The sequence below is a fragment of the Pseudomonas sp. MS646 genome, from assembly GCF_036693845.1.
GTDB lineage: Bacteria > Pseudomonadota > Gammaproteobacteria > Pseudomonadales > Pseudomonadaceae > Aquipseudomonas > Aquipseudomonas chlororaphis_E.
This window is the reverse complement of the sequence record NZ_CP144763.1, coordinates 6,112,690-6,133,013: the sequence shown is the minus strand read 5'-3', so window position 1 is coordinate 6,133,013 and position 20,324 is coordinate 6,112,690. Positions and strand designations below refer to the sequence as shown.

Genomic DNA, 20,324 nt, shown 5'->3' with positions numbered 1-20,324 from the left:
ACGGTTCATGGCCGAGCTTTTTGAAAGAACACCTCCTTGGCCTGGTCCACGGCAATTTCGCTGCGGTAACGGTCGATCAACTGGCGCTGGCTGAGGGCTTGGCCGGCGTCGGTGGCAACGGCCTGCTGGCTGGCTTGCTCAATGGTTTTCAAGCGCGCCGAAAGAAACGCGTAGGCGGGCACCCAGTTGGTCGAATAGCGGAAGTCGGCGAACCAGAGCGTCTTGCCGGTTTTCACGTCCTTGATCTCATATCGGTCGAGGTAGCCGTAGGGCGGGGTCTTGATGCGTTGCCGGCTCTTCTGTTTGGTGATGGAGATCTGGTTCCGGCTTTTAAGCCACACGATGCTGCTCATGGTCGGCGGGCGTTGCTTGATGACATTCAACACAGTGTCGAAACCCAGGACGTACAACGCGCTGGCCTCGCGTTCAAGCTGCGTGCGCAAGGCTTGCGCCGAGCGCCGTTGTGCTTCTGGCAGCTCGAACGTTTCGTTCGAAGCCACGCCTTGGGCCTGGTCGAGGGCCTTTTGGATGGCCGCGCTGACTTTCTCCATCCTGCCGGCGTGGGCATTGAGGATCATCCCGATCCCGGCGGGCGTCTTGTCGGGCTGTGTGACCGCGGCTTGCATCTGCGCCTTGAACGCTGTCAGCCCGTTGATCAGGTCCTGGCCCTTGGTGACGCTGACGTCCAGGGACGGAACGGCCGGCGGCGTCGCGTCGGGTTTGACATGGGGGATCCACTCGCCGGTTTCCTTGCGGTGGAACGTGACGATGATCTCCCCCGAGAACGGGTTCTTCACGTCGACCCAATCGGTTTCCTCCATCAACCGGGACAAGCGCGGCTCACCGCTCACCAGGCCCCAGAAGCGCGCCCGGATGAATTTTTTCCTCGGCCGGGGGCGTTGCTCGTACGGGGAACCGGCGTTGCGCCTATCCCGACGCTCATCGAGGGCCGCCGCCAAGTGCTGCATCGTGGTTTGTTCCAGCGTGGCAATCCCCTTGCGCAGGCGAGCGAGCTGGGGCGACCGCACGCTGCCCGTGTACTCGTTGCCCAGGTAGTGCAGGTGTTCGTCAATGGCGGCGAACTGCTCGGCCAGGCTGCCGAACGCGTCGATGCGTTCATCGAGGCGAATCACGCTGCGTTCGTCGATGGCGTCGCGCAGGCTCTGGAACGCGACCGTGGCGTTATCGACGATCTGGTTGATCGCTTCCCAGCCTTCGGGCATCGATTCGACGCTGTCGAGTGTCAGGCACAGGTGGCGGAACATATCCAGCTTGATCAGGCGCAGGTCGGCGCTGGTATAGAGTGGCATTTTCTTGCGGTGCCGGCGGATGAACTCGAAGCCCTCATAGCCGACGCTCTTCAGTTCGATGAACCGCGTCTCCATGTAGTCCAGGCGCTCGATCATATCGTCGCCGACGCTGATCATGCTTTCGGCCGCGTCAATGTGCTGTTGCTCCAACACCCTGACCCCGGAGGTGACCATGCTTTTGGCCTTGTCCAGGGCCGGGACGAACCGTTCCCCCAGGGCCTCCATCTCGGCGAAGGTGAAGTTGATCTGCGCATTCAGGTAGCCGAGCCGTGTGCGGGGGTAGTCGGGCCGGGACTGGAACAGCGGCCATTCCATCAGGGTTTTCAGCGCTTGTTCGTAGTTTTCCCGCTGGGCCTTCAGCGTTGCGATGTAGGTGTCGCGCTTGACCTCCCTGGCGGTGCCCGCCGCCTCGTCCATTTCCACGGCGTACATGGTCAACAGTTTCTGGTTCTGCGGTTTCTTGGCTTCGAATTGGTTCAGCGAAGCCAGCAGGTCGATCCGGCGCCGCTGCGCATCGGCGATGACTTTCTGCCGGATGCCCCTGGACCCGCTACCGCGCACGCGCAAGCGTGTATCGATGTGCCATTTGCCGTGGCCATCGCTGATCAGCGGGGGGCCTTCGCGCGCAGGGTCCTGGGCGTCGACGATAGACACCAGCTCGCCTTCGACCTGCACTTTGAACCACTTGCCGGCCATTTTCGCGTGCCAGACCCCGTCCTGTTTGTAGAGACCCTTGAGGGCACCGTCGCTTTGGAATGAACCGAGGTTTGCCGGTTCGTCGATGCTGAAGCTGTCGAGCTGCCGTGTGCTGTCCTTCGAGATGCCCATCAACGCGCCGCTGGAGCGGATGGCCTCGAAGTGCTCGGTGGGCAGCGAAGCGCTGGCAAGCGGCGCGAGCTGTTCGATCACCAGCTTATGAGGCGGCTTAGGTAGACTTTCCAGTTCGCGCACTTCTTGCGAGATTGACTCGCGGTGAGTGTTTCTGGCCGCCCTGGCGCGGTCGACGGCATGGGTGATGATCGCCAGCGCGATGTTCAACAGCAGGTCGGTGAACGCCTCCCACTTGGCCGGCCGGTCGGCCGCATCCTTGCCCTGGGTGAGCTTGTCGATGTCGTCCAGGATCTGCCAGAGCCAGCCAGCGGTGCCGACGGCGGTGCCCAGGTAGGGCAAGGCGAGGTTGAACAACAACCAGCCCGCGCGCTTGAAGGTCTCCCAGCGGTTTTCCCGGTTGGACACCGATTGACGATCGGCCAGGTTAACCAGGGCCATGGCATTGGCCTTGAACAACAGCGGCAGGAAATTCGTCCCCAGGGTCTTGTCGGTCAAGCTGACGGGACCGCTGTTGGCCAAGGCGCTCAACGGGTCGGCGACGAATGCCACGATGCCCCAAGGGGAGGGCAAGACATCCGGAAAAACGAACCGGCCGTAATCGTCGCGCACGCCATCGGGCAACCAGGCCAGTATCGATTGGCGTAACGTTGGGTCTTGTCGGATGGCGTACAGCAGGTTGCTGAAAGACGGATACTGGTTCAGTTGCGGTTCCAGCATGGGCCGATACAGCAGGCAGGGCCCGGCGCTGGAGTTCTCGGGGCCGATGATGAACATGTTGCTCACCACGTCTTGCGCGTCGCCCAGTTGCAGTTCTGGCACGAAAGCCAGTGGGCGCAGGACGATGGTTTTGCCGTCCACCTTGCGATCAGCTGGCGCAGGCTCCATCAGCGCGGCGACGTAGCGGTAGCCGGTGTCGTCGAGGTGACCCTGGCCGCGGATCTTGCATTCGAGCGCCAGCATCGGCAGTTGGATGCGCAACTGAGCGGTGTACAACTGTTCGCGGCGGCTCGATTCAGCCGGATCGTCGAGCAGCATCCGCTTGATCAACTCGGGGTAGACGCGACCGATATCGACCTGGGTGATGAGGTTCTCGACGTACTCGACGGTCAGCCATCCGGGCGCTGGCGTGTCGTCCCGCAGCTTGACGGTCTTGTCGCCGACGGGGAGGGAGATCAGGTTTTGCAGGGCCAGCTCGACGAGGCTCAAGCGGGTGGTCTCGATCTGGCCGGGTACCACGAAGCTTCCCCAGATCACCGGGCTGCGCACCTCGATCTCGATGGCCTCCAAATCAAGCCGCGAGGCGTCGGCATGGTCCGCGACCATCTGCTTTTTCAGCAGGTTCAGCGTGAAGTCCTTGAGCGGCTCGATGCCGTCCAGGTAGGTCTTGCCGACATGCTCCTGATTCAGGATCGACAGGTTTTTCATGTGCTGGGCAAACAGGATCTGATCGGACGGCGAGGCGTCCATTAACCAATGAGGTATCTGTTTCTGGAACCAGGCCACGAGCAGATCTTCTTCGCCTTCTTCAACACTGGCAGGAGGCTCGTAGGTTTCCCATGTTTGTGGGAAAGACCCGATGATCTCGATCTGTTCGGCAATCATCCCGCAGGCCTTGTGATCGAAAATATTGCCCTCAGGCTCATACAGACGCCATTTGATCTTGCGATAGGTGGCCGGATCGAAATGGGCGGCGAGGGATTGCCCCAGGGCCTGCTGTGAATCGAATTTCTGGTAACCGCCGGCGATCGAGTACTTGAGGATGACCTCCTTCTTGTCGAGGGTGCCGATCAGCACGATCGAACTGTCACTCAGGCGCTTCGTGCTGGGGCCGTCGACATTATCGATGTCGATCAAATAGGCGTGGCAGTCGTAAGGGTCGTGCTCTTTGCGGTTCTTGCGGTCGGGGTAGGCGAACAATTGTCGAGCCATGTCGCACTCGGTCGCGGTCCAGCCCTTGATGCGCCCGACGTTCCAGGCCTGGCGCAGCGCACTGGAGAGTAGGTGCCAGCGGGGACCGGACCCACCGAGAGAGTCATTCCAATACGCCAGTTGCTGTTCCTGGCAGGCTGTCAGCATGGCCGGCATCAGCTCATTGAGCAGGCGCCCGATCTGGTCGATTCGCACCGGTAAATGCACATCGGGGGAGGTGAGTGGCAACTGGGTCAGGAAGTGCAGGCCTTCGATCAGCAGTATCGAATCGTCTTTTTCATTCACCAGGCCGGCGAGTATTTCGCTGAGGGTTTCGTAGCGCGTGGGCCGTCGCACGATTTGGTCATCGACAATGTCCCAGGCCGGCTCGCCCACCACGGTATTGTGCGGATCGAGGTTCAGCGTGGGGTAGAGCTTCCTGAGGCCATCGCGCAGGAGAATCGACGCGACCTCCGGATACGTGGGCCCGGCGAGCAACTGATTCAGGATCGCATCCTTGGGATTGGCATCGGCCCTGGGTATCGTGGGGGTGGCTGTGGGTGTCATCTGAGTCCGTATGGAATGGCGAAGCCGAGCGCTTCGGGATTTCCATGCTAGCGGCGCGGAAAACAGGGGCGGCGGTAACTATGTATGGGGCTTTTGGGGGAGGTGGCTGGGGGATCGCCATCGCGAGCAAGCTCGCTCCCACACTGGAGTCACGGGTGTACCCAGGCCTATAAACCCCACCGACCCTGTGGGAGCGGGCTTGCCCGCGAAGGCGCCAGCCCATTCAACACGGCGGCGCCTGACACACCGCCATCGCGAGCAAGCTCGCTCCCACACTGGAATCACGGGTATACCCGGGACTACAAACCCCACCGACCCTGTGGGAGCGGGCTTGCCCGCGGAGGCGCCAGCCCATTCAACACGGCGGTGCCTGACACCGCCATCGCGAGCAAGCTCGCTCCCACACTGGAATCACGGGTATACCCAGCTTTCACACCCCCAGGCCAGGGACGACCTCACCGTTCTATTGACCCGACTTGATCCTCGTCCAAGCCCGCGTGCGCGCCCGTTCGGCGTCCCGTGGCAAGGGTTGCAACGTATACAGCGTGGCCATGGCCGCTTCGGTCGGGTACAGGTTGGGGTTTTGGCGGATCGCCGGGTCGACCATTTCCGTGGCGTCCTTGTTCGGGTTCGGGTAACCGACGAAGTCGCTGACCGGGGCGATCACCTGCGGTTGCAGCAGATAGTTGATGAAGGTGTAGGCATCTTCCGGGTTCTTCGCCCCCTTGGGGATGGCGAGCATGTCGAACCAGATCGGCGCGCCTTCCTTGGGCAAGCGCATGTCCACGACAACGCCGTTCTTGGCATCCTTGGCCCGGTTGGCCGCCTGGGAGAAGCTGCCGGAGTAACCGACCGCCACGCAGATGTCGCCATTGGCGATGTCGGCCATGTACTTGGACGAGTGGAAATAGGTAATGTACGGACGGATCTTCATCAACAGCGCTTCGGCCTTGGCGTAGTCCGCCGGCTTCTTGCTGTTGGGGTCCAGTCCCAGGTGCTGCAAGGCCAGGGGCAGGATTTCCGATGGCGAATCGAGCAGCGCCACGCCACACTGCTTGAGCTTGCTGATGTTCTCTTCCTTGAAGATCAGGTCCCAACTGTTCACCGGCGCGCTGTCACCCAGGGCGGCCTTGACCTTGTCCGGGTTGAAGCCGATCAGAATGGTGCCGTACATGTAGGGCACGGCGAATTGGTTGCCCGGGTCGTTGGCTTCGATCAGCTTCATCAGCTTGGGATCGAGGTGATTCCAGTTCGGCAGCTTGCTGCGGTCCAGGGGCTGGAACACCCCGGCTTCGATCTGCTTGGCCAGGAAAACATTGGACGGTACCACCACGTCGTAGCCCGAGTTACCGGTCAGCAGCTTGGCTTCCAGGGCCTCGTTGGTGTCGAAGATGTCATAGACCAGCTTGACCTGGCTGTTCTGCGCCTTGAAATCCTCCAGCGCCTTGGGCGTGATGTAGTCGAACCAGTTGTAGACCCGCAGGGTCCGCTCTTCGGCGTGTACCGCGCCGCCGAACAGCGCAGCACACAGGGCTGGAACCATCAAACGCTTGAGTCTGCTCATGCTTTTCTTCCTCATTGGGCGCTTTGGAAACCTTCAAGGACGTTCACGGCATTGATGCCGATTTCTGCCACCGCGTACCCGCCTTCCATCACGAACAGGGTCGGCTTGCCGAGTGCGGCGATGCGTTTGCCCATCGCCAGGTAATCCGGGCTGTCGAGCTTGAATTGGGAGATCGGGTCGTCCTTGAACGTGTCCACACCCAGGGACACGACAATCACATCGGCGTCGTAGCCACGGATTTCGCCACAGGCCTGCTCCAGCGCCGCGCTCCAGGTGTCCCAGCCCGAGCCGGCCGGCAAAGGATAGTTGAAGTTGAAACCTTCACCGTCGCCCTCGCCGTGCTCGTCGGCGTAACCCAGGAAAAACGGAAACTCCGCCTCTGGATGGCCGTGGATCGAGGCGAACAACACGTCGCTGCGCCCGTAGAAAATCGACTGGGTGCCATTGCCGTGGTGGTAATCCACATCGAGGATGGCGACCTTGCGATGACCCTGGTCTAGAAAGGCCTGGGCGGCGATGGCGGCGTTGTTGAGGTAGCAATAACCGCCCATCAAGTCACCGGCGGCGTGATGCCCCGGCGGGCGGCACAACGCAAACGCACTGCGGGCGCCGGCCTGGATGTCGGCCTGGGCGGTCAGGGCCACCTGGGCGGCGCTGTAGGCCGCTTGCCAGGTGCCGGCAGTGATCGGCGCGCCGCCATCGAAACTGTAATAGCCGAGCTGGCCGTGCAGGCTGGTCGGCATGACCGTGCGCAACGTCCGCGCCGGCCAGGTATAGGGCAACAGATCCCCCTCGCGATTGAACGCGGCCCAGCGCTCCCAGGCCCCTTTGAAAAACGCCAGATACGCCGCGCTGTGGATACGCTGGATCGGCCCGAGACCAAAATCCCGTGGTGCCTCGACCGGGCCCAACGCCCGCGCCTTGACCCGCTCCAGCACATGATCGGCCCGCGAAGGCATCTCGAAACAGGGCATCAACTGCCCATCCATCAACTCACAGCGGCCGTGATGCAGGTGGTGATCGTCGGAATAGATCGTCAGCATTTATTGTTCTCCGCAAGGCTGTTCCAGTAACTGACAGTCTTGCGGGATGCGCTGTTGGAGAGAACGGCAGGAGCGGCCAAAAGGGGATCGAAATGGCCAAAAGGTTTGACCGTAAATGGCTCTTTGTGGGGGGGTCAAGGAGAGCTCGGCACTCTCTCTGTGGCGAGGGGATTTATCCCCGTTGGGGTGCGCAGCAGCCCCAAAAACTCAACACGGTCTATCTGGCTGCCTAGTCAACCGACATTCTGAGGCTGTAGGAGAAGGGATTTTGGGTGATGCAGGGGCTCGGTTTTCGCTGGGAACCGCGTTGATTTCATCGCGAGCAAGCCCGCTCCCACAGAGGAAAAGGGGACGGATTTAATATCGCCGCCGGTGCGTGGAGGAATTTGACGGAGATCTTCAACGCAGATGGGAGGGAGCCAACGAACGGCGCGTGGATCGCTTGGACGGCCTACGCAGTCTGTGCCCCGCTACCGCCCGTTACATGGCAAAACGAATCGCTTAAATAGACCGTTGGTTCACGCGCTTGGAGAGCGCTTCGGCGCTTTCTTTGCGTTCGGAATAACGATCCACCAAGTAATGTTCGCGGCCTCGCACGAGCAGAGTGAACTTCATCAGCTCCTCCATCACATCCACAACGCGGTCGTAGTAGGACGATGGTTTCATGCGCCCTGCTTCATCGAACTCGAGAAAGGCTTTCGGCACCGATGATTGATTGGGGATCGTGACCATGCGCATCCAGCGACCCAGCACGCGAAGCTGGTTCACCGTGTTGAACGATTGAGATCCGCCACAGACCTGCATCACTGCCAGGGTCTTGCCCTGCGAGGGACGAACCGCCCCGAGTGCGAGGGGGATCCAGTCGATCTGTGCCTTGAATACGGCAGACATGGAGCCGTGACGTTCTGGCGAGCACCAAACCTGTCCCTCCGACCACATCACCAGGTCACGGAGCTCCTGCACCTTGGGGTGGTCAACCGGTGCGTCGTCTGGCAACGGCAACCCGGAAGGATCGAAGACAACCGTCTCAGCGCCCATGAGCTCCAGAAGGCGCGCAGCCTCTCGTGTCAGTAATTGGCTGAAGGAACGTTCACGGGTTGACCCATACAGTAAAAGGATGCGCGGTTTATGGGGTGGCACTGCTCGTTCCGACAGTTTCTCCGGGGTCGGGACGTCAACCAGTGACAGGTCGAGATTCGGGAACTCATTAGCGGTGTCGCGGGTTGATTCGGTCATCACAGCTCTCCCACGGCGTCCAGCGCCTGTTTCAGTTCGGTCTTGCCGAGGGCGCTGATGTCGAGAGCGAGGAATGCCGCAAAGCGCTGGCGAATCTTCGCAACCGTCGCGTCGAATGCCGCTTGGATCTCCTCATCACTGCCTAGCACATCCGATGGATCAGCCAAGCCCCAGTGACTCTTGATCGCCGGTCCGAAGTAGACAGGGCAAGGCTCGCCCCTGGCCTTATCACATACCGTGATCACTATGTCTGGCGGGTTATCGGCGAAGCTTTCAGAGCCCTTGCTGTAGAGCCTTGAGGTGTCGATGCCGAGGTTTTGCAAGGTGCTGACTGCGCGTGGATTGAGACGCCCACTGGGGACGCTTCCCGAACTGATCGCGCTCATTCCCTCGGGTGCCATGTGGTTGAACAACCCTTCGCTCAGCACGCTCCGGCAGCTGTTGGCGGTGCACATGAACAGGATTCGCATGGGGTACTCCTGCCGCTTTCGGCGGTTGTCAGAGGCTAAGGCGCAACGCCAGAGCAGAAAGGGTGAATCACTCGATAAGGGCTGGGCAGCAGGCTGTTTCGCGCACGGGACGTCCGTTCATATGCTTCAGGCGGGAGGTGTTGTCCTTGAGCCAGCCGATATTGGCCTTCGAAGTCCGTTGCAGGATGTCACGCACCCAATCGGGAAGCGCCGGATTAAGACGGTAATAGACCCATTGGCCCTGACGGCGATCAAGCAGCAAGCCGTTGCTGCGCAGTAGGGCAAGGTGGCGGCTGATCTTTGGCTGGCTGTCGTTGAGTGCGCACATCAACTCGCAAACGCAGAGCTCGCCTTGTTCGGCAATCAGCAGGATGGCGCGGACGCGAGTCTCGTCGGCCAGGCTCTTGAAGACATCGAGGGGCGTGATCATGTCGCGCACTCGTAACATATGGAAAATCGAATATACGTATTTCCAAATGTTTCGTGCAAGGCGATATTTGATGAAAGGCCTGGCGTAGAACGCCTGATGCCGTTCACTTCAGTCGGATGAAACCTTTGTGGCGAGGGAGCTTGCTCCCGCTGGCCTGCGTAGCAGGCCCCGGTGTTTCTTCAGGTAAACCGCGTTCTCTGGTTTTGCGACTGCTGCGCAGTCGAGCGGGAGCAAGCTCCCTCGCCACGGGGATTGTGGTGGGAGCAGGCTTTTGGGATGTGGGTTATTTGCGTTTGAGCATCTCCGGCAACTGCACCACCAGCTTCTGATTATTCAACGGCGCACGAATAAACCCGCGTTGGGTGCCGTCGGGTCCAATCACGGCGAGGTTGCCGCTGTGATCGACGGTGTAGTTGGGTTTGCTGGTGTCCGCCGGAATGAACGGAATGCTCACCGCATTGGCGAGTTTTTGCAGGTCTTCAACAGACGAAGCCGTCAGGCCAATGAACTGCGGATCGAAGTAGCCCAGGTACTGCTTGAGCTGCTTGGGCGTGTCGCGGTTCGGGTCGACGCTCACCAGCACGATCTGCAGATTGTCCACCGCACCGCCCAACACCGCGCCGTGATCGAAGCCGCCAAGGCAGTTGGTATCGCACTTCTCGCCTACATCAGCGTCCTGCACGCCGACACCTCCAGCTTGGGCTTGGCCGTTGAACACCGCGATACCGAAGCCGCCTTGAAAGCCTCGGGTGTGCCCCACGTCTTGCTGCGCAACGGCTGGTACACCAAAAACTACCTGGCGAACGTACCGAGCGCCGTGGAACATGGCGTCCTGCTCGGCAGCGCCGGCGAGGGCCGTATCAGCTCCGCGCCCCGTGCCGACTACGCCCAAGCCGCAGCGATGGTGCTGACCACTGAGGGGCAGGCGAGCAAAGTCTATGAACTGGCGGGGGATAGCAGCTACACCTTGACCGAACTGGCTGCGTTGATCAGCCAGAAAACCGATAAGCCAGTGGTTTATCAGAGCCTGCCGCAGGCTGAGTTTGAGGCAGTGTTGATCAGTGTGGGGTTGGCGGCGTTGCTGGCGGATTCTGATGTGGCGGCGGCGAAAGGGGCGTTGTTTGATGAGAATGGGGTGTTGGGGCGGTTGATTGGGCGGGGGACTACGACGGTTGCGGGGGCATTGGGTTAAGCGGCCTATCAGAAGACAGGAAAAGTAAAGCACGCGTGCCGGTCGGGATTGATCGGCACGCGAATCTGGTGGAGATGCATTTTGTGAAAAAATCTATCCTCTTTGTCCTTATGCGCTTCCCTACAAGTTGGCGTATTCTTGCGGCAACGTATCACCGGCCTATCTAATGCCGGACAACGCCTAGCCCTCCCCACCGATTGAGGTGCACGCACGGTGTGGGCGACGTGGCAATGAAAATGCCACCGGCCGTCGGGGAAAATCTGCTCTTGGCTTGGCGATCACTGACGGGATGGTGTACGAGGTCAATAGAGTGTTAACTACAAGAGATGCAGCGAGACTGTTCTCAAGCAAACGACTTACGGAAATAGCATCCGGAAATTTCGATTTTCTTTTGGAAGTTGCGGCTCATTACGAAGAAGAGCTTGAAGAAGAATTTACCGTTGCTGATGTATTTGAGTGCTCTTATTCAGCGCTATCCAAAGAATACAGAACCGAATACTTTTTTAAGAATATTGTTGCTGAGCGCTTACTCTTGGGTAGGCACTCTCTAAATACAGCAACTGTATTGCCGGAGTTCAGGGTAGGGCGAAGTAAGGCAGATTGCGTTATTTTAAATGGCAGCTCCACATGCTACGAAATAAAGTCCGACTTTGACAATTTGGACCGCCTGCCAGAGCAGTTGGCATCCTACAAAAAACTATTTGATAAGGTGTATGTAGTTGTAGGGCAGTCGCATCTGTCAAAAGTTTTAAACTCTTGTGAGCACGATGTGGGTATTCTAGAGTTAACCCCTAGAAAAAATCTTCGTTTAATCAGAGAGGCAGTTATATCTAAGGAGCCAGTAGATATCTCCATTCTTATGCGCTCACTTCGCGTGCATGAATATAAAGAAATCGTTACGGCGGTCTCGCATCAGAATATTGATTACCCCAATACGGAAATCTTTTCCGCATGCGAAAGCATTTTACAAAAAATACCTTCCCCTGACGTCAGGAGAGCTTTTTGCGCAACTCTTAAAAAAACCAGGAAAATTGAAAAAGAATTTATTCTATCTCTTCCAAGATCTTTATTAATGGCCGGGATCGGATTTAAATTGCGCGCTACCCATCGGCGCAGTCTGTCTAATAATCTAAACAGAATTTTTAGTAAGGATGCTATATGTATTACCCAATATTGCGGGGCAAGCAGTTTGAACTGATCGCTCTTAGGGAACTTGCAGAAAATATTTCGCCTGAGTTAGTTTGTCCTGTCATTGAGCCTGTTAGAGGGAATCTGATTCCTCTGCACAAAACAATTGAGGCGCTAAATAAATCAGGAATTAAGCCTCTGGTCATTGTTAATCCAAACATTGGCGATTTTTCTAAAAGTGAAAAAGTCTTGCTTGAGATTAGTGGGCAGTCAGAATCCTTTAGGCCATGTATAAAAGCTAAAAGTGTAGAGGATCTATCATTACTATCCGAGCTTGGGTTCGCATTATCTGAAAGTGCCGTCTTAATAGATGGCGGCATAGATAAATCATTTGTCGATAAGCTCGGCCCTGCATCATGCGTTCTAGTCAACAAAGAAAAAATCCATCCTGGAGCGCTTTCGCTCTTAAAAAATGTTGTATTGTTTGGAGACTTTTTTGATAAAAAAATTCGTAATGCAGACTATGAAGATAAATCATTTTATTCTTCATTGCATACAGAGTGGAAATCCTATTCAAATGCCATCGGCTTTGGTGATTATACAATTCTAAGTGAGGAGTATAGTGAAGCTGGTGGGCCAGCCTACGTGGTAACTATTCACCTGAGTTATATTAACTCAGCTGAATTTGATGCCATGTACGTTCGTCACTTTTCATCATTCAACGATGATTCACCTGCTAACCCAGGGGGCAAATTCAAATCAGCACTTGAAAAGTTGTGGGATTTTTCCGTATCCAATCCGGAGGTATTCAATAAAACACAGGGCTTCCAGGAGTTGGTTTCGTTAAGAGATAATCCTTTTCCAGGACTAGGGCAGGTTAAAAAGTACTCAATAAAGCATCACATTGAAACCACGTGTAACTTTGTCAGGGGTGCATGATGCCTAGATGCTGCGTTCAGTGTTTTCATGACTCCGTTATAGTTGCGAAAATAAATGCCCAAGGCGAAATTAGTCGTTGCAGTTATTGCGGAACTGGTCAAGTATCTTGCATTGATCCCACCAATTTGGCTGATAAGTTGGAGCTCTTTACCTATGGTCTGCGTGAGGATGAAGGAGGACATTCATTCGCTGAGATCCTTAGGTCGTATGGAGTTTTAAGTGACGGGATTCGACAGACAGACATCCTTGTTAAGGATATTTTCGGAAGCGATACAGCGAGCAAGCGGTTTTTATTTGATTTTGACGTCGCAAGTTATACTGATGAATGGGAAGACTTTAAGGTAGAGCTTAAGCATAGGAATCGTTTCTTTCCGAAGGCAACCATGCACGCCTCACTCTTCAGCAGATCAGCGCCGGATAGCAATGAAGGGGTGCTGTTTCAGCTTCTGGAGCAATTAAAAATTCCGGTTGATGTACGGGAAAGTTTCTTCAGGGCACGAATATCAGACAAACCATTGGACGCCGGGCAAATGGGCTGTCCTCCACGTGAAATTGTGACAGGGGGACGGGCGAACCCATTGGGAATTCCCTATCTCTATGTAGCGGACAGTTTGGTAACCTGCATAAGTGAGGTCAGGCCGAGCAATTCTAGCGGTGTATATGTCGCTCAAGTCACTCCAGTGCGCGAATTATCCCTCCTGGACTTAACAGCACCTAGAAAGTACTGTTCCGCGTCAGCTTTTGGAGAGGAACAACTGTCAGCTGTATTGGGCTATCTCGGGCTCCTTGAATTATTTTCCAATGAGCTTTCCAAACCTATTAGACCAGAAAATAGCAACTTGGACTATATTCCAACGCAGTTCTTATGCGAATTTATTAAAAGCGAAGCGAAATTCGACGGCATTGTTTTTAATAGCTCATTTGGACAGGGTAAAAATTATGTGTTTTTTGACGGTCAGTCGCTAAATCCTGCCGCCCCGATAAAATACATTGTGAATAAAACAGTTCATGAATATGAGCAGGTTTAGTCGCAGGCTATTTGGCCATTTGAAAAACTCGGGAAAGCTAGCTTTCCCCGAGCAGTTTTGAACAATGGCTATGAAAAATCTAACTGTGTATAGCGCAGGTGCGGATACCGTCCGTAGCGTCCGGAGAAGTAGGAAAGAGACAGGCGGACGTCTGATATTATCAATATCACTAGGCATGAAATTTGCTGACCGGCAAATAGGCTTCACCTGTTTGAGATGCGTGACGTCTCATTCTTGAAATTATTTCCCCGAACTTCATAGCTCCGGACAAAAATAAATATAGATGGCTGGCATCCATGATAATTAACGTGGTTTTACTTCCTGATGCCTCAGAAATTGCTACTGAGCTGTAGCCGCTAATGGAAACCATAATCCCCATCGTGTTGTCAGCCATTTTATTAACTTTTGCTTTAAGCGAATCGATGTCCTTGGCTCCAGATTGATCTTTTGTAAACTTTAGCTCTACGAGGTAAGTCGTACCTTCGTGGGTTAGTGAGCCATCTATCTGTCTGCCATCAATTTTATATGGCCTTCTATTTTGTAGTTCGCAAAAATCTAGCGATTGATAGAACCAATTTTCAAATTCATAGCCGCCCTCTTGCGTGCCTACCCGTGAGTGCATCGCATCCAGAAGCTGTTGAAGCTTTGCTCTATCTGTCAATGAGCGTTTAACAAGCTCTTTTTCAGCTTGTGCTCGTTCTTGAACTTTCAAACGCTCCCTTTCGGACGTGATTTCCGCATCTTGCAGGCTTAAATATAGCTTAAGTTCCTGAACCGCCTTATGAGCATTTTGTGTTTTTTGTTCGGAGTCTTCCCAATTTCGAAGATCGGGAAAGGAAGATTGCTCCGATAGGTTCCGTGCCATTTGAAAAATAACGGCTTTGCCTTTATCTGTTGTTTGCAATTTTTGGAAAAGTCGATCTAGAAGATCGCGTTTCGATTCGTCTTCTGACCACTCTAAGATGAAGCTATTTGAAATATGCGATGCAATAAGGAATTTTCGCAGTGCCTTCCGTCGCCAATATGACTGCAGCGCTGCCTCGTAGGTTAGCTCAATTAGACGGGGTGTGATCTTGGCAGCCAAGTTAGATTTCCCTTTATAGATTACCTATAAGCAAGCAGCGCATGTAGTATTTATATTTCTGCATATCGATCGCTAAGTTCGTCCTTCGTGTTGATCTCCTGAGCGAGAGAGCCGACAGTTGGAGTGCGACAGGCGCTAAGAGAAGAAAAGCGAAAAGACTTGTGGCGAGATTACGAAGTCTTTAGCGATATGTCTATGGGGAGTATGTAGTAAACATGCTGCCCTTTCCTACGCTTGAAATATCAAAACCCGACGCAGGGCGTCGGGTTTGATTGGTAAGCCTCTACCTACCGCCCCGGCTCCACGTTATCCAACACCCGATTCGCCAACAACGAACCCAGCTCAATCAACTGCTGAATCCCCAATGCCACATGGCGCCGCGATCCCTCCAGCTCAAACGCCAAATCACTCACCATCGCATCAGCCGAAGCCAACGTCTCACTGAGGTTAGCGAGCAAGCATTCGTTGTCGAGGCCTTTCACGACGGTGAATAGCTGGCCTGGTTTGGGGGCGTCTTGAGATTTTTCCGATTTCGGTAGCAGGTAGTGATCGAGCACGCGTTTGGTGGCTTCGTCTTGCTGCTTGGCTTTGGATTTTGCGGATTGTGCGGTGGACCCTGGTTCTGGTGGGTTCGGAGTTATTTTGAACATACGCTTCGGTTCCTGATGTGATGCCGACAACCCGAAGCTACTAAACAAAGGGGTGGCAGCTGTACGCAGGTTAGTAGACCGGGGAACCGAAGAAGCCGGCGCGCCTAGGCGCCCTGCGTACAGCCACCATCAAGAACAGGGTAGGGCCCTGTTTGAGACGTGCTTGTACAACTTCGATTACCTCGGGCTACTAAACCCGACCACTGATGGGCAGTGGCAGGAACGACAATAGAACCCAGGAACAAGGCGCACAAGCGGGCGAATTCTGGCGTAGTTGTAGGCAAAGACGCAAGGATGCGTAGCTTGATGGAGGGGTGTAGGTGGGGGCTGTAGGAGAGAGGTTTTTTAGCGAATCGGGTGGGGTGTTCTGTTCTGAAACCGTGTCGTTTTATCGCGAGCAAGCTCGCTCCCACCGGGGGATCGGGCTGTTGCAGATACTGTGTTCACCGCCGCCCAGTGTGTGCGAGCTTGCTCGCGAAGAGGGTGGCACATTCAATATTGATGCAAGCTGACCCGCCGCTTTCGCGAGCAAGCCCGCTCCCACAGTGGTTGTGTTGGGCTGGATATTCGGCTCGACACAACCACCTGTGGCGAGGGAGCTTGCTCCCGCTGGCCTGCGTAGCAGGCCCCGGTGTTTCTTCAGGTAAACCGCGTTCTCTGGTTTTGCGACTGCTGCGCAGTCGAGCGGGAGCAAGCTCCCTCGCCATGGGAATTGTGTTGAATTCATCGCGAGCAAGCTCGCTCCCACAGGGGATTGGTGGCGTTATTTACGTTTCAACATCTCCGGCAACTGCACCACCAGCTTCTGATTATTCAACGGCGCACGAATAAACCCGCGTTGGGTGCCGTCGGGTCCAATCACGGCGAGGTTGCCGCTGTGATCGACGGTGTAGTTGGGTTTGCTGGTGTCCGCCGGGATGAACGGAATGCTCACCGCATTGGCGAGTTTTTGCAGGTCTTCGATGGAAGAGGCGGTGAGGCCTTTGAACTGCGGGTCGAAGTAGCCCAGGTATTGCTTGAGCTGCTTGGGCGTGTCGCGGTTCGGGTCGACGCTCACCAGCACGATCTGCAGCTTGTCCACTGCGGCGGGCGGCAGTTCGCTCTTGATCTGGCGCAGTTGGGCGAGGGTGGTCGGACAGATGTCCGGGCAGAAGGTGTAGCCGAAGAACAGCAGGCTCCATTTGTCCTTCAATGCGTTGACGGTCACCGGTTGGCCGTCCTGGTCGGTCATTTTCACGTCCGGCAGGTTGCGGCTCTGGGGCAGCAGGATGATGCCGGCGTCGATCAGCCCCGTCGGGTCGCCTTCGCCCTTGCCGGACAGTACCTTGTTGACGGTAAGGCCGAGGATCAGCGCGATCACGGCCACGAGGGTGAAGACGGTTTTCTGGGTTCGAGTCATAGGCTCAACAGTAAGTAATGATCTACAAGCAGGGCGATGAACAGCAGGAACAAGTAGTAAATAGAGTACTTGAAGGTGTTGATCGCCGCATGCGGCCGACTGCCACGGTACAACACCACGGCCCATTGCAGGAATCGCGCGCCGAGCACCAGTGCGCACACCAGGTAGAGCATCCCGCTCATCTGGATCACGAACGGCATCAGGCTCACCGCCAGCAGTACCAGGGTGTACAGCAGGATATGCACCTTGGTGTAGTGCTCGCCGTGGGTCACCGGCAGCATCGGGATGTCGGCCTTGGCGTATTCCTCCTTGCGGTGGATGGCCAGGGCCCAGAAGTGCGGTGGGGTCCAGGCGAAGATGATCAGCACCAGCAGCAGCGGTTCGGCGCTGACGTGCCCGGTGGCGGCCACCCAGCCCAACAGCGGCGGTGCGGCGCCGGCCAGGCCGCCGATGACGATGTTCTGCGGCGTCGCCCGTTTCAGGAAACCGGTGTAGACCACCGCGTAGCCCAGCAAGGAGGCCAGGGTCAGCCAGGCGGTCAGCGGGTTGGTGAAGGCCAGCAGCAGCGCTTGCCCGGCCAGGGCCAGGGCCAGGGCGAAGGTCAGGGCGGCGGCAGGGGACACCCGGCCCTCGGCCAGTGGCCGTTTGTGGGTACGGGCCATGACCGCGTCGATGCGCCGGTCCACCACGTGGTTGACCGCAGCCGCGCCACCGGCGCACAAGGCGATCCCCAGGTTGCCGAACACCAGCACCGTCCACGGTACGCCCGCGCGAGTGGCGAGGAACATGCCTACCAGCGAGGTGATCAGCATCAGCACCACCACCTTGGGCTTGGTCAGCTCCAGGTAATCGCGCCAGATCGCCCGGCTGTGGCGTTCACCGGTCAGGGTTGCCATGGCATCTCTCCTTTTATCGTGATGGGGCTGGCGCCGTGCTTATGCGGCGTGAACCGCCAGCGCAGCGGCACCTGATGCCTGACCCGGACCAGGCTGGTCCGGGCGTGATAATTGACCAGCACCAGGGTCAGCAGCAGCGCGGCGCCCCCGGCGTTGTGGGCGACGGCCACCGGCAGCGGCAAATGGAACAGCACGTTGCTGATGCCCAGGGTGATTTGCGCCGCCAGCGCCACTAGCACAAGGCCGGCGAGGCGGGTCATGCCGACCGTCTTCAACTGCCAGGCCAACCCCAGCAGCACCACCGTGACCAGCAGCGCGCCAATGCGGTGGGTCAGGTGGATGGCGGTGCGGGCATCGCTGTCGAGCTGCCCGCCCAGGTAATTGGGGCCGATGTGTTGGGTCAGGTGAAAGCCGTTGGCGAAATCCGCCGGCGGCAGCCATTGGCCGTGGCAGGTGGGGAAGTCGATACAGGCCACCGCGGCGTAGTTGGAGCTGACCCAACCGCCCAGGGCGATCTGGCCGATCACCAGCAACAACCCGGCGGTGGCCCAGTGTTGCAGGCGCCTGGGCACGGTCAGTGCCGGCAACACGCCGGACAGGCGCAAGGTCAACAGAAACAACAGGCTCAGGGTGGCAAAGCCGCCGAGCAAATGCCCGGTGACCACCTGCGGCCAAAGCTTGAGGGTCACGGTCCACATGCCGAACGCCGCTTGCGCGAAGACCACGGCCAGCAGGAACAGCGGCAGTTTCAACGGCAGGCCGGGGTGCCGACGGTTCATCCAGGCCCGGGCGGCGAGCACGGTGATCAGCAGCCCGAGGGTCCCGGCAAAGTAGCGGTGGACCATCTCGTTCCAGCCTTTATGGGCTTCCACCGGGGCGTCGGGAAAATGCAGCTCGGCATGGGCCAGTTGGGCTTCGCTCTTGGGCACGCTGATGAAACCGTAGCAACCGGGCCAGTCCGGGCAACCGAGGCCGGCGTGGGTCAGGCGGGTGTAGGCGCCCAGCAATACGACGATCAGTGCCAGCAGCGTGGCAAACAGCGCAAGGCGAAATCCAGGTTTGGCCATGTCGATGCCCTCATCCGATGTTCGACAGTTTCAGCAGGTGGCGCAGGTCGTTGAGCAGGTCCTTGCCCTTGACGCGGGCGTCGTAGCGCAGCACCAGGTTGCTGTGGGGGTCGATGATCCACAGCTGGGCGCCGCCCGTGTCCTGGGCACCTTTGCGGTAGGCCGGCAGGTCCAGCGGGTAGCGCTGCAGTTGCGGATACTCGCGCTGCAATTGGGCGTCGTACTCGGCGTCCAGCGGCTGGGCGATGGCCAGGGCATGGCTGGCGCGGGACGCATCGCGACCGAGGCCGATCTGCACCTGCCGGGCCAGGTACACCAGTTGCCGGCAATCCACCGAGCACGCCTGCGGGGCGGTGACCAGGATCTGCCAGCGCTGCTCGTCGGCCTGCACGCCGATCTCGGCGCGGGTCTGGCCGTTGCCGATCAGCTCGCCGTGGTAGCTGCGGCTGTCGGGTACCCAGAACTGGAACTTGTACATGCCGGTGGCGAGGATCATCGGCCCGATCACGCCGAACACGATCAGCAGCAGTTGCAGGCGCCCTTTGCGCCGGCTGGGCGTGGCGGGTGCCTCAGACGTGTTGGTTGGATTCATGGTGCTTCCCATGCGGTCTCCCTGCGTTGTGCCATCCGAGATAAAGAAAAAGGCCGAACAGCGCCGCCGCCATGGCGAACCACTGCACGGCATAACCGAGGTGTTTTTCCGGGCCCATGCTCACCACCGGCCAGTCGGTCCGATAGGCGCCCGGGCCGCCTTGCTGGCGCAGTTCATAGCTGAAGCCGTTGCGCCCCAGTTCCGCCCAGAGCTTGTCCGGTTCGATGGCGGTGACCAGGCGCGGCCACGGGGCGGCCACCGGGTCGGCGTGGAGCTGGAAGGTGGCGCCCGGTGCGACATAGACCCAGGCCTGAACGCTCACCGGTTGCTCCGGGGTGCTGAAGACCGGGGGCGTGCGGCGGTCAGGCCATGGCAGCCAGCCGCGATTGACCAGCAGCCATGCGCCGGTTGCACGGTCGAGAAACGGTTGCAGCAGTTCGACGCCGACCTGGCCGTCGTGCTGGCGGTTGTCCAGCAGGATGCTGTGCTCGACGTCGAAGTGACCTTGCAGCTCGACCACGCGAAAAGCCGGGTCGGCGGTCTGCGCCAGTTCGGTGCTGTCCATCGGGGGCGCCACGCGGCGCTCGGCGTATTGCTGCATGAGCACGCGCTTGTATTCGCCACGGCTCAACTGCCAGAACCCCAGGCACACCATCAGTGGCACCAGCACGGCCACCACCAGCGTCGGCACGAGGCCCGGCCGGAAGCCTCTCATGGCGCCGTCCGAAAGTGCTCGAACGGGATAGCTATACTCACCTGCATCGCGTCCCCCCGGAGTGTCCCCAATGCTAAAAGCGGCCATCGTCCTGATGCTGATTGCCACGGTTGCGAGCCTGTTCAGCGGCCTGTTTTTCCTGGTCAAGGACGACAGCGATTCCAATCGCCTGCTGATTGCCCTGGCCGTTCGGGTCGGCTTGGCCGCGGTCACCGTCGGCTTGACCGCCTGGGGTTTCTTCAGCGGCCAGCTGGTGTCCCATGCCCCGTGGTAAC

17 protein-coding genes and 2 pseudogenes are annotated in these 20,324 nt (G+C 57.7%); 5 read left to right on the top strand and 14 right to left on the bottom strand.

Translation table 11 applies throughout. The features are described from left to right. Positions 1-5: 5 nt before the first annotated feature. From V3H56_RS27260 to V3H56_RS27230, 7 genes and pseudogenes are all read right to left on the bottom strand, one after another. Entirely contained in the window at positions 6-4,616 is a 4,611-nt protein-coding gene (locus V3H56_RS27260; RefSeq protein WP_338474052.1) for a DUF6543 domain-containing protein, read from the bottom strand. Positions 4,617-5,079: 463 nt separating this feature from the next. After that, positions 5,080-6,180: a polyamine ABC transporter substrate-binding protein gene (locus V3H56_RS27255; RefSeq protein WP_042730503.1), complete on the bottom strand. Its 1,101-nt coding sequence runs from the start codon at positions 6,178-6,180 to the stop codon at positions 5,080-5,082. A gap of 11 nt (positions 6,181-6,191) precedes the next feature. Further along, positions 6,192-7,223: a histone deacetylase family protein gene (locus tag V3H56_RS27250; RefSeq protein ID WP_047735700.1), complete on the bottom strand. Its 1,032-nt coding sequence runs from the start codon at positions 7,221-7,223 to the stop codon at positions 6,192-6,194. Positions 7,224-7,724: 501 nt separating this feature from the next. Beyond that, positions 7,725-8,459, bottom strand: coding sequence for an arsenical resistance protein ArsH (gene arsH / locus V3H56_RS27245; RefSeq protein ID WP_338474051.1), 735 nt, complete (start codon positions 8,457-8,459; stop codon positions 7,725-7,727). Beyond that, entirely contained in the window at positions 8,459-8,929 is a 471-nt protein-coding gene (locus tag V3H56_RS27240) for an arsenate reductase ArsC (protein ID WP_338474050.1), read from the bottom strand. The genes arsH and V3H56_RS27240 overlap by 1 nt, the downstream gene beginning before the upstream one ends. A gap of 67 nt (positions 8,930-8,996) precedes the next feature. After that, positions 8,997-9,359 (bottom strand): metalloregulator ArsR/SmtB family transcription factor, encoded by a 363-nt coding sequence (locus V3H56_RS27235; protein ID WP_338474049.1) that lies wholly within the window; start codon positions 9,357-9,359, stop codon positions 8,997-8,999. Positions 9,360-9,642: 283 nt separating this feature from the next. Next, positions 9,643-9,963, bottom strand: a pseudogene (locus V3H56_RS27230) (SCO family protein); the annotation flags it as partial. Positions 9,964-9,969: 6 nt separating this feature from the next. Here V3H56_RS27230 and V3H56_RS27225 point away from each other — a divergent pair. The 4 genes and pseudogenes from V3H56_RS27225 to V3H56_RS27210 all read left to right on the top strand — a co-directional run. Continuing rightward, positions 9,970-10,551: pseudogene (locus V3H56_RS27225) on the top strand (KR domain-containing protein); the annotation flags it as partial. 310 nt (positions 10,552-10,861) lie between these two features. Continuing rightward, positions 10,862-11,749, top strand: a complete 888-nt coding sequence (locus tag V3H56_RS27220; RefSeq protein WP_338474048.1) for a sce7726 family protein — start codon at positions 10,862-10,864, stop codon at positions 11,747-11,749. Further along, entirely contained in the window at positions 11,710-12,618 is a 909-nt protein-coding gene (locus V3H56_RS27215) for a sce7725 family protein (RefSeq protein WP_338474047.1), read from the top strand. Before V3H56_RS27220 ends, V3H56_RS27215 begins: the two co-directional genes overlap by 40 nt. A 125-nt stretch (positions 12,619-12,743) precedes the next feature. Then, positions 12,744-13,646, top strand: coding sequence for an RES family NAD+ phosphorylase (locus V3H56_RS27210; protein ID WP_338474046.1), 903 nt, complete (start codon positions 12,744-12,746; stop codon positions 13,644-13,646). Positions 13,647-13,815: 169 nt separating this feature from the next. On the opposite strand, the gene V3H56_RS27205 is transcribed toward V3H56_RS27210, so the two are convergent. From V3H56_RS27205 to V3H56_RS27175, 7 genes are all read right to left on the bottom strand, one after another. Then, a complete protein-coding gene (locus V3H56_RS27205) occupies positions 13,816-14,730 on the bottom strand; it encodes a hypothetical protein (protein WP_338474045.1) in 915 nt (304 codons plus the stop codon). Positions 14,731-15,017: 287 nt separating this feature from the next. Continuing rightward, on the bottom strand, positions 15,018-15,380 hold the full coding sequence (locus tag V3H56_RS27200) for a DUF6124 family protein (RefSeq protein ID WP_338474044.1): 363 nt from the start codon (positions 15,378-15,380) through the stop codon (positions 15,018-15,020). 763 nt (positions 15,381-16,143) lie between these two features. Beyond that, complete coding sequence (locus tag V3H56_RS27195; RefSeq protein ID WP_338474043.1) at positions 16,144-16,779, bottom strand: SCO family protein; 636 nt, start codon at positions 16,777-16,779, stop codon at positions 16,144-16,146. Then, positions 16,776-17,675 carry a heme o synthase gene (cyoE, locus tag V3H56_RS27190; protein WP_047735711.1) on the bottom strand — a complete coding sequence of 300 codons (900 nt, stop codon included), beginning with the start codon at positions 17,673-17,675 and terminating at the stop codon, positions 16,776-16,778. Before cyoE ends, V3H56_RS27195 begins: the two co-directional genes overlap by 4 nt. Continuing rightward, positions 17,663-18,742, bottom strand: a complete 1,080-nt coding sequence (locus V3H56_RS27185) for a COX15/CtaA family protein (protein WP_042730493.1) — start codon at positions 18,740-18,742, stop codon at positions 17,663-17,665. Before V3H56_RS27185 ends, cyoE begins: the two co-directional genes overlap by 13 nt. 10 nt (positions 18,743-18,752) lie before the next feature. Further along, positions 18,753-19,346 (bottom strand): hypothetical protein, encoded by a 594-nt coding sequence (locus V3H56_RS27180; RefSeq protein ID WP_047735713.1) that lies wholly within the window; start codon positions 19,344-19,346, stop codon positions 18,753-18,755. Next, complete coding sequence (locus tag V3H56_RS27175; protein WP_338474042.1) at positions 19,312-20,049, bottom strand: SURF1 family protein; 738 nt, start codon at positions 20,047-20,049, stop codon at positions 19,312-19,314. The genes V3H56_RS27180 and V3H56_RS27175 overlap by 35 nt, the downstream gene beginning before the upstream one ends. Positions 20,050-20,119: 70 nt before the next feature. Between V3H56_RS27175 and V3H56_RS27170 the strand changes: the two genes are divergently transcribed. Next, a complete protein-coding gene (locus V3H56_RS27170) occupies positions 20,120-20,323 on the top strand; it encodes a twin transmembrane helix small protein (RefSeq protein WP_338474041.1) in 204 nt (67 codons plus the stop codon). The last annotated feature ends 1 nt before the right edge of the window (position 20,324 follow it).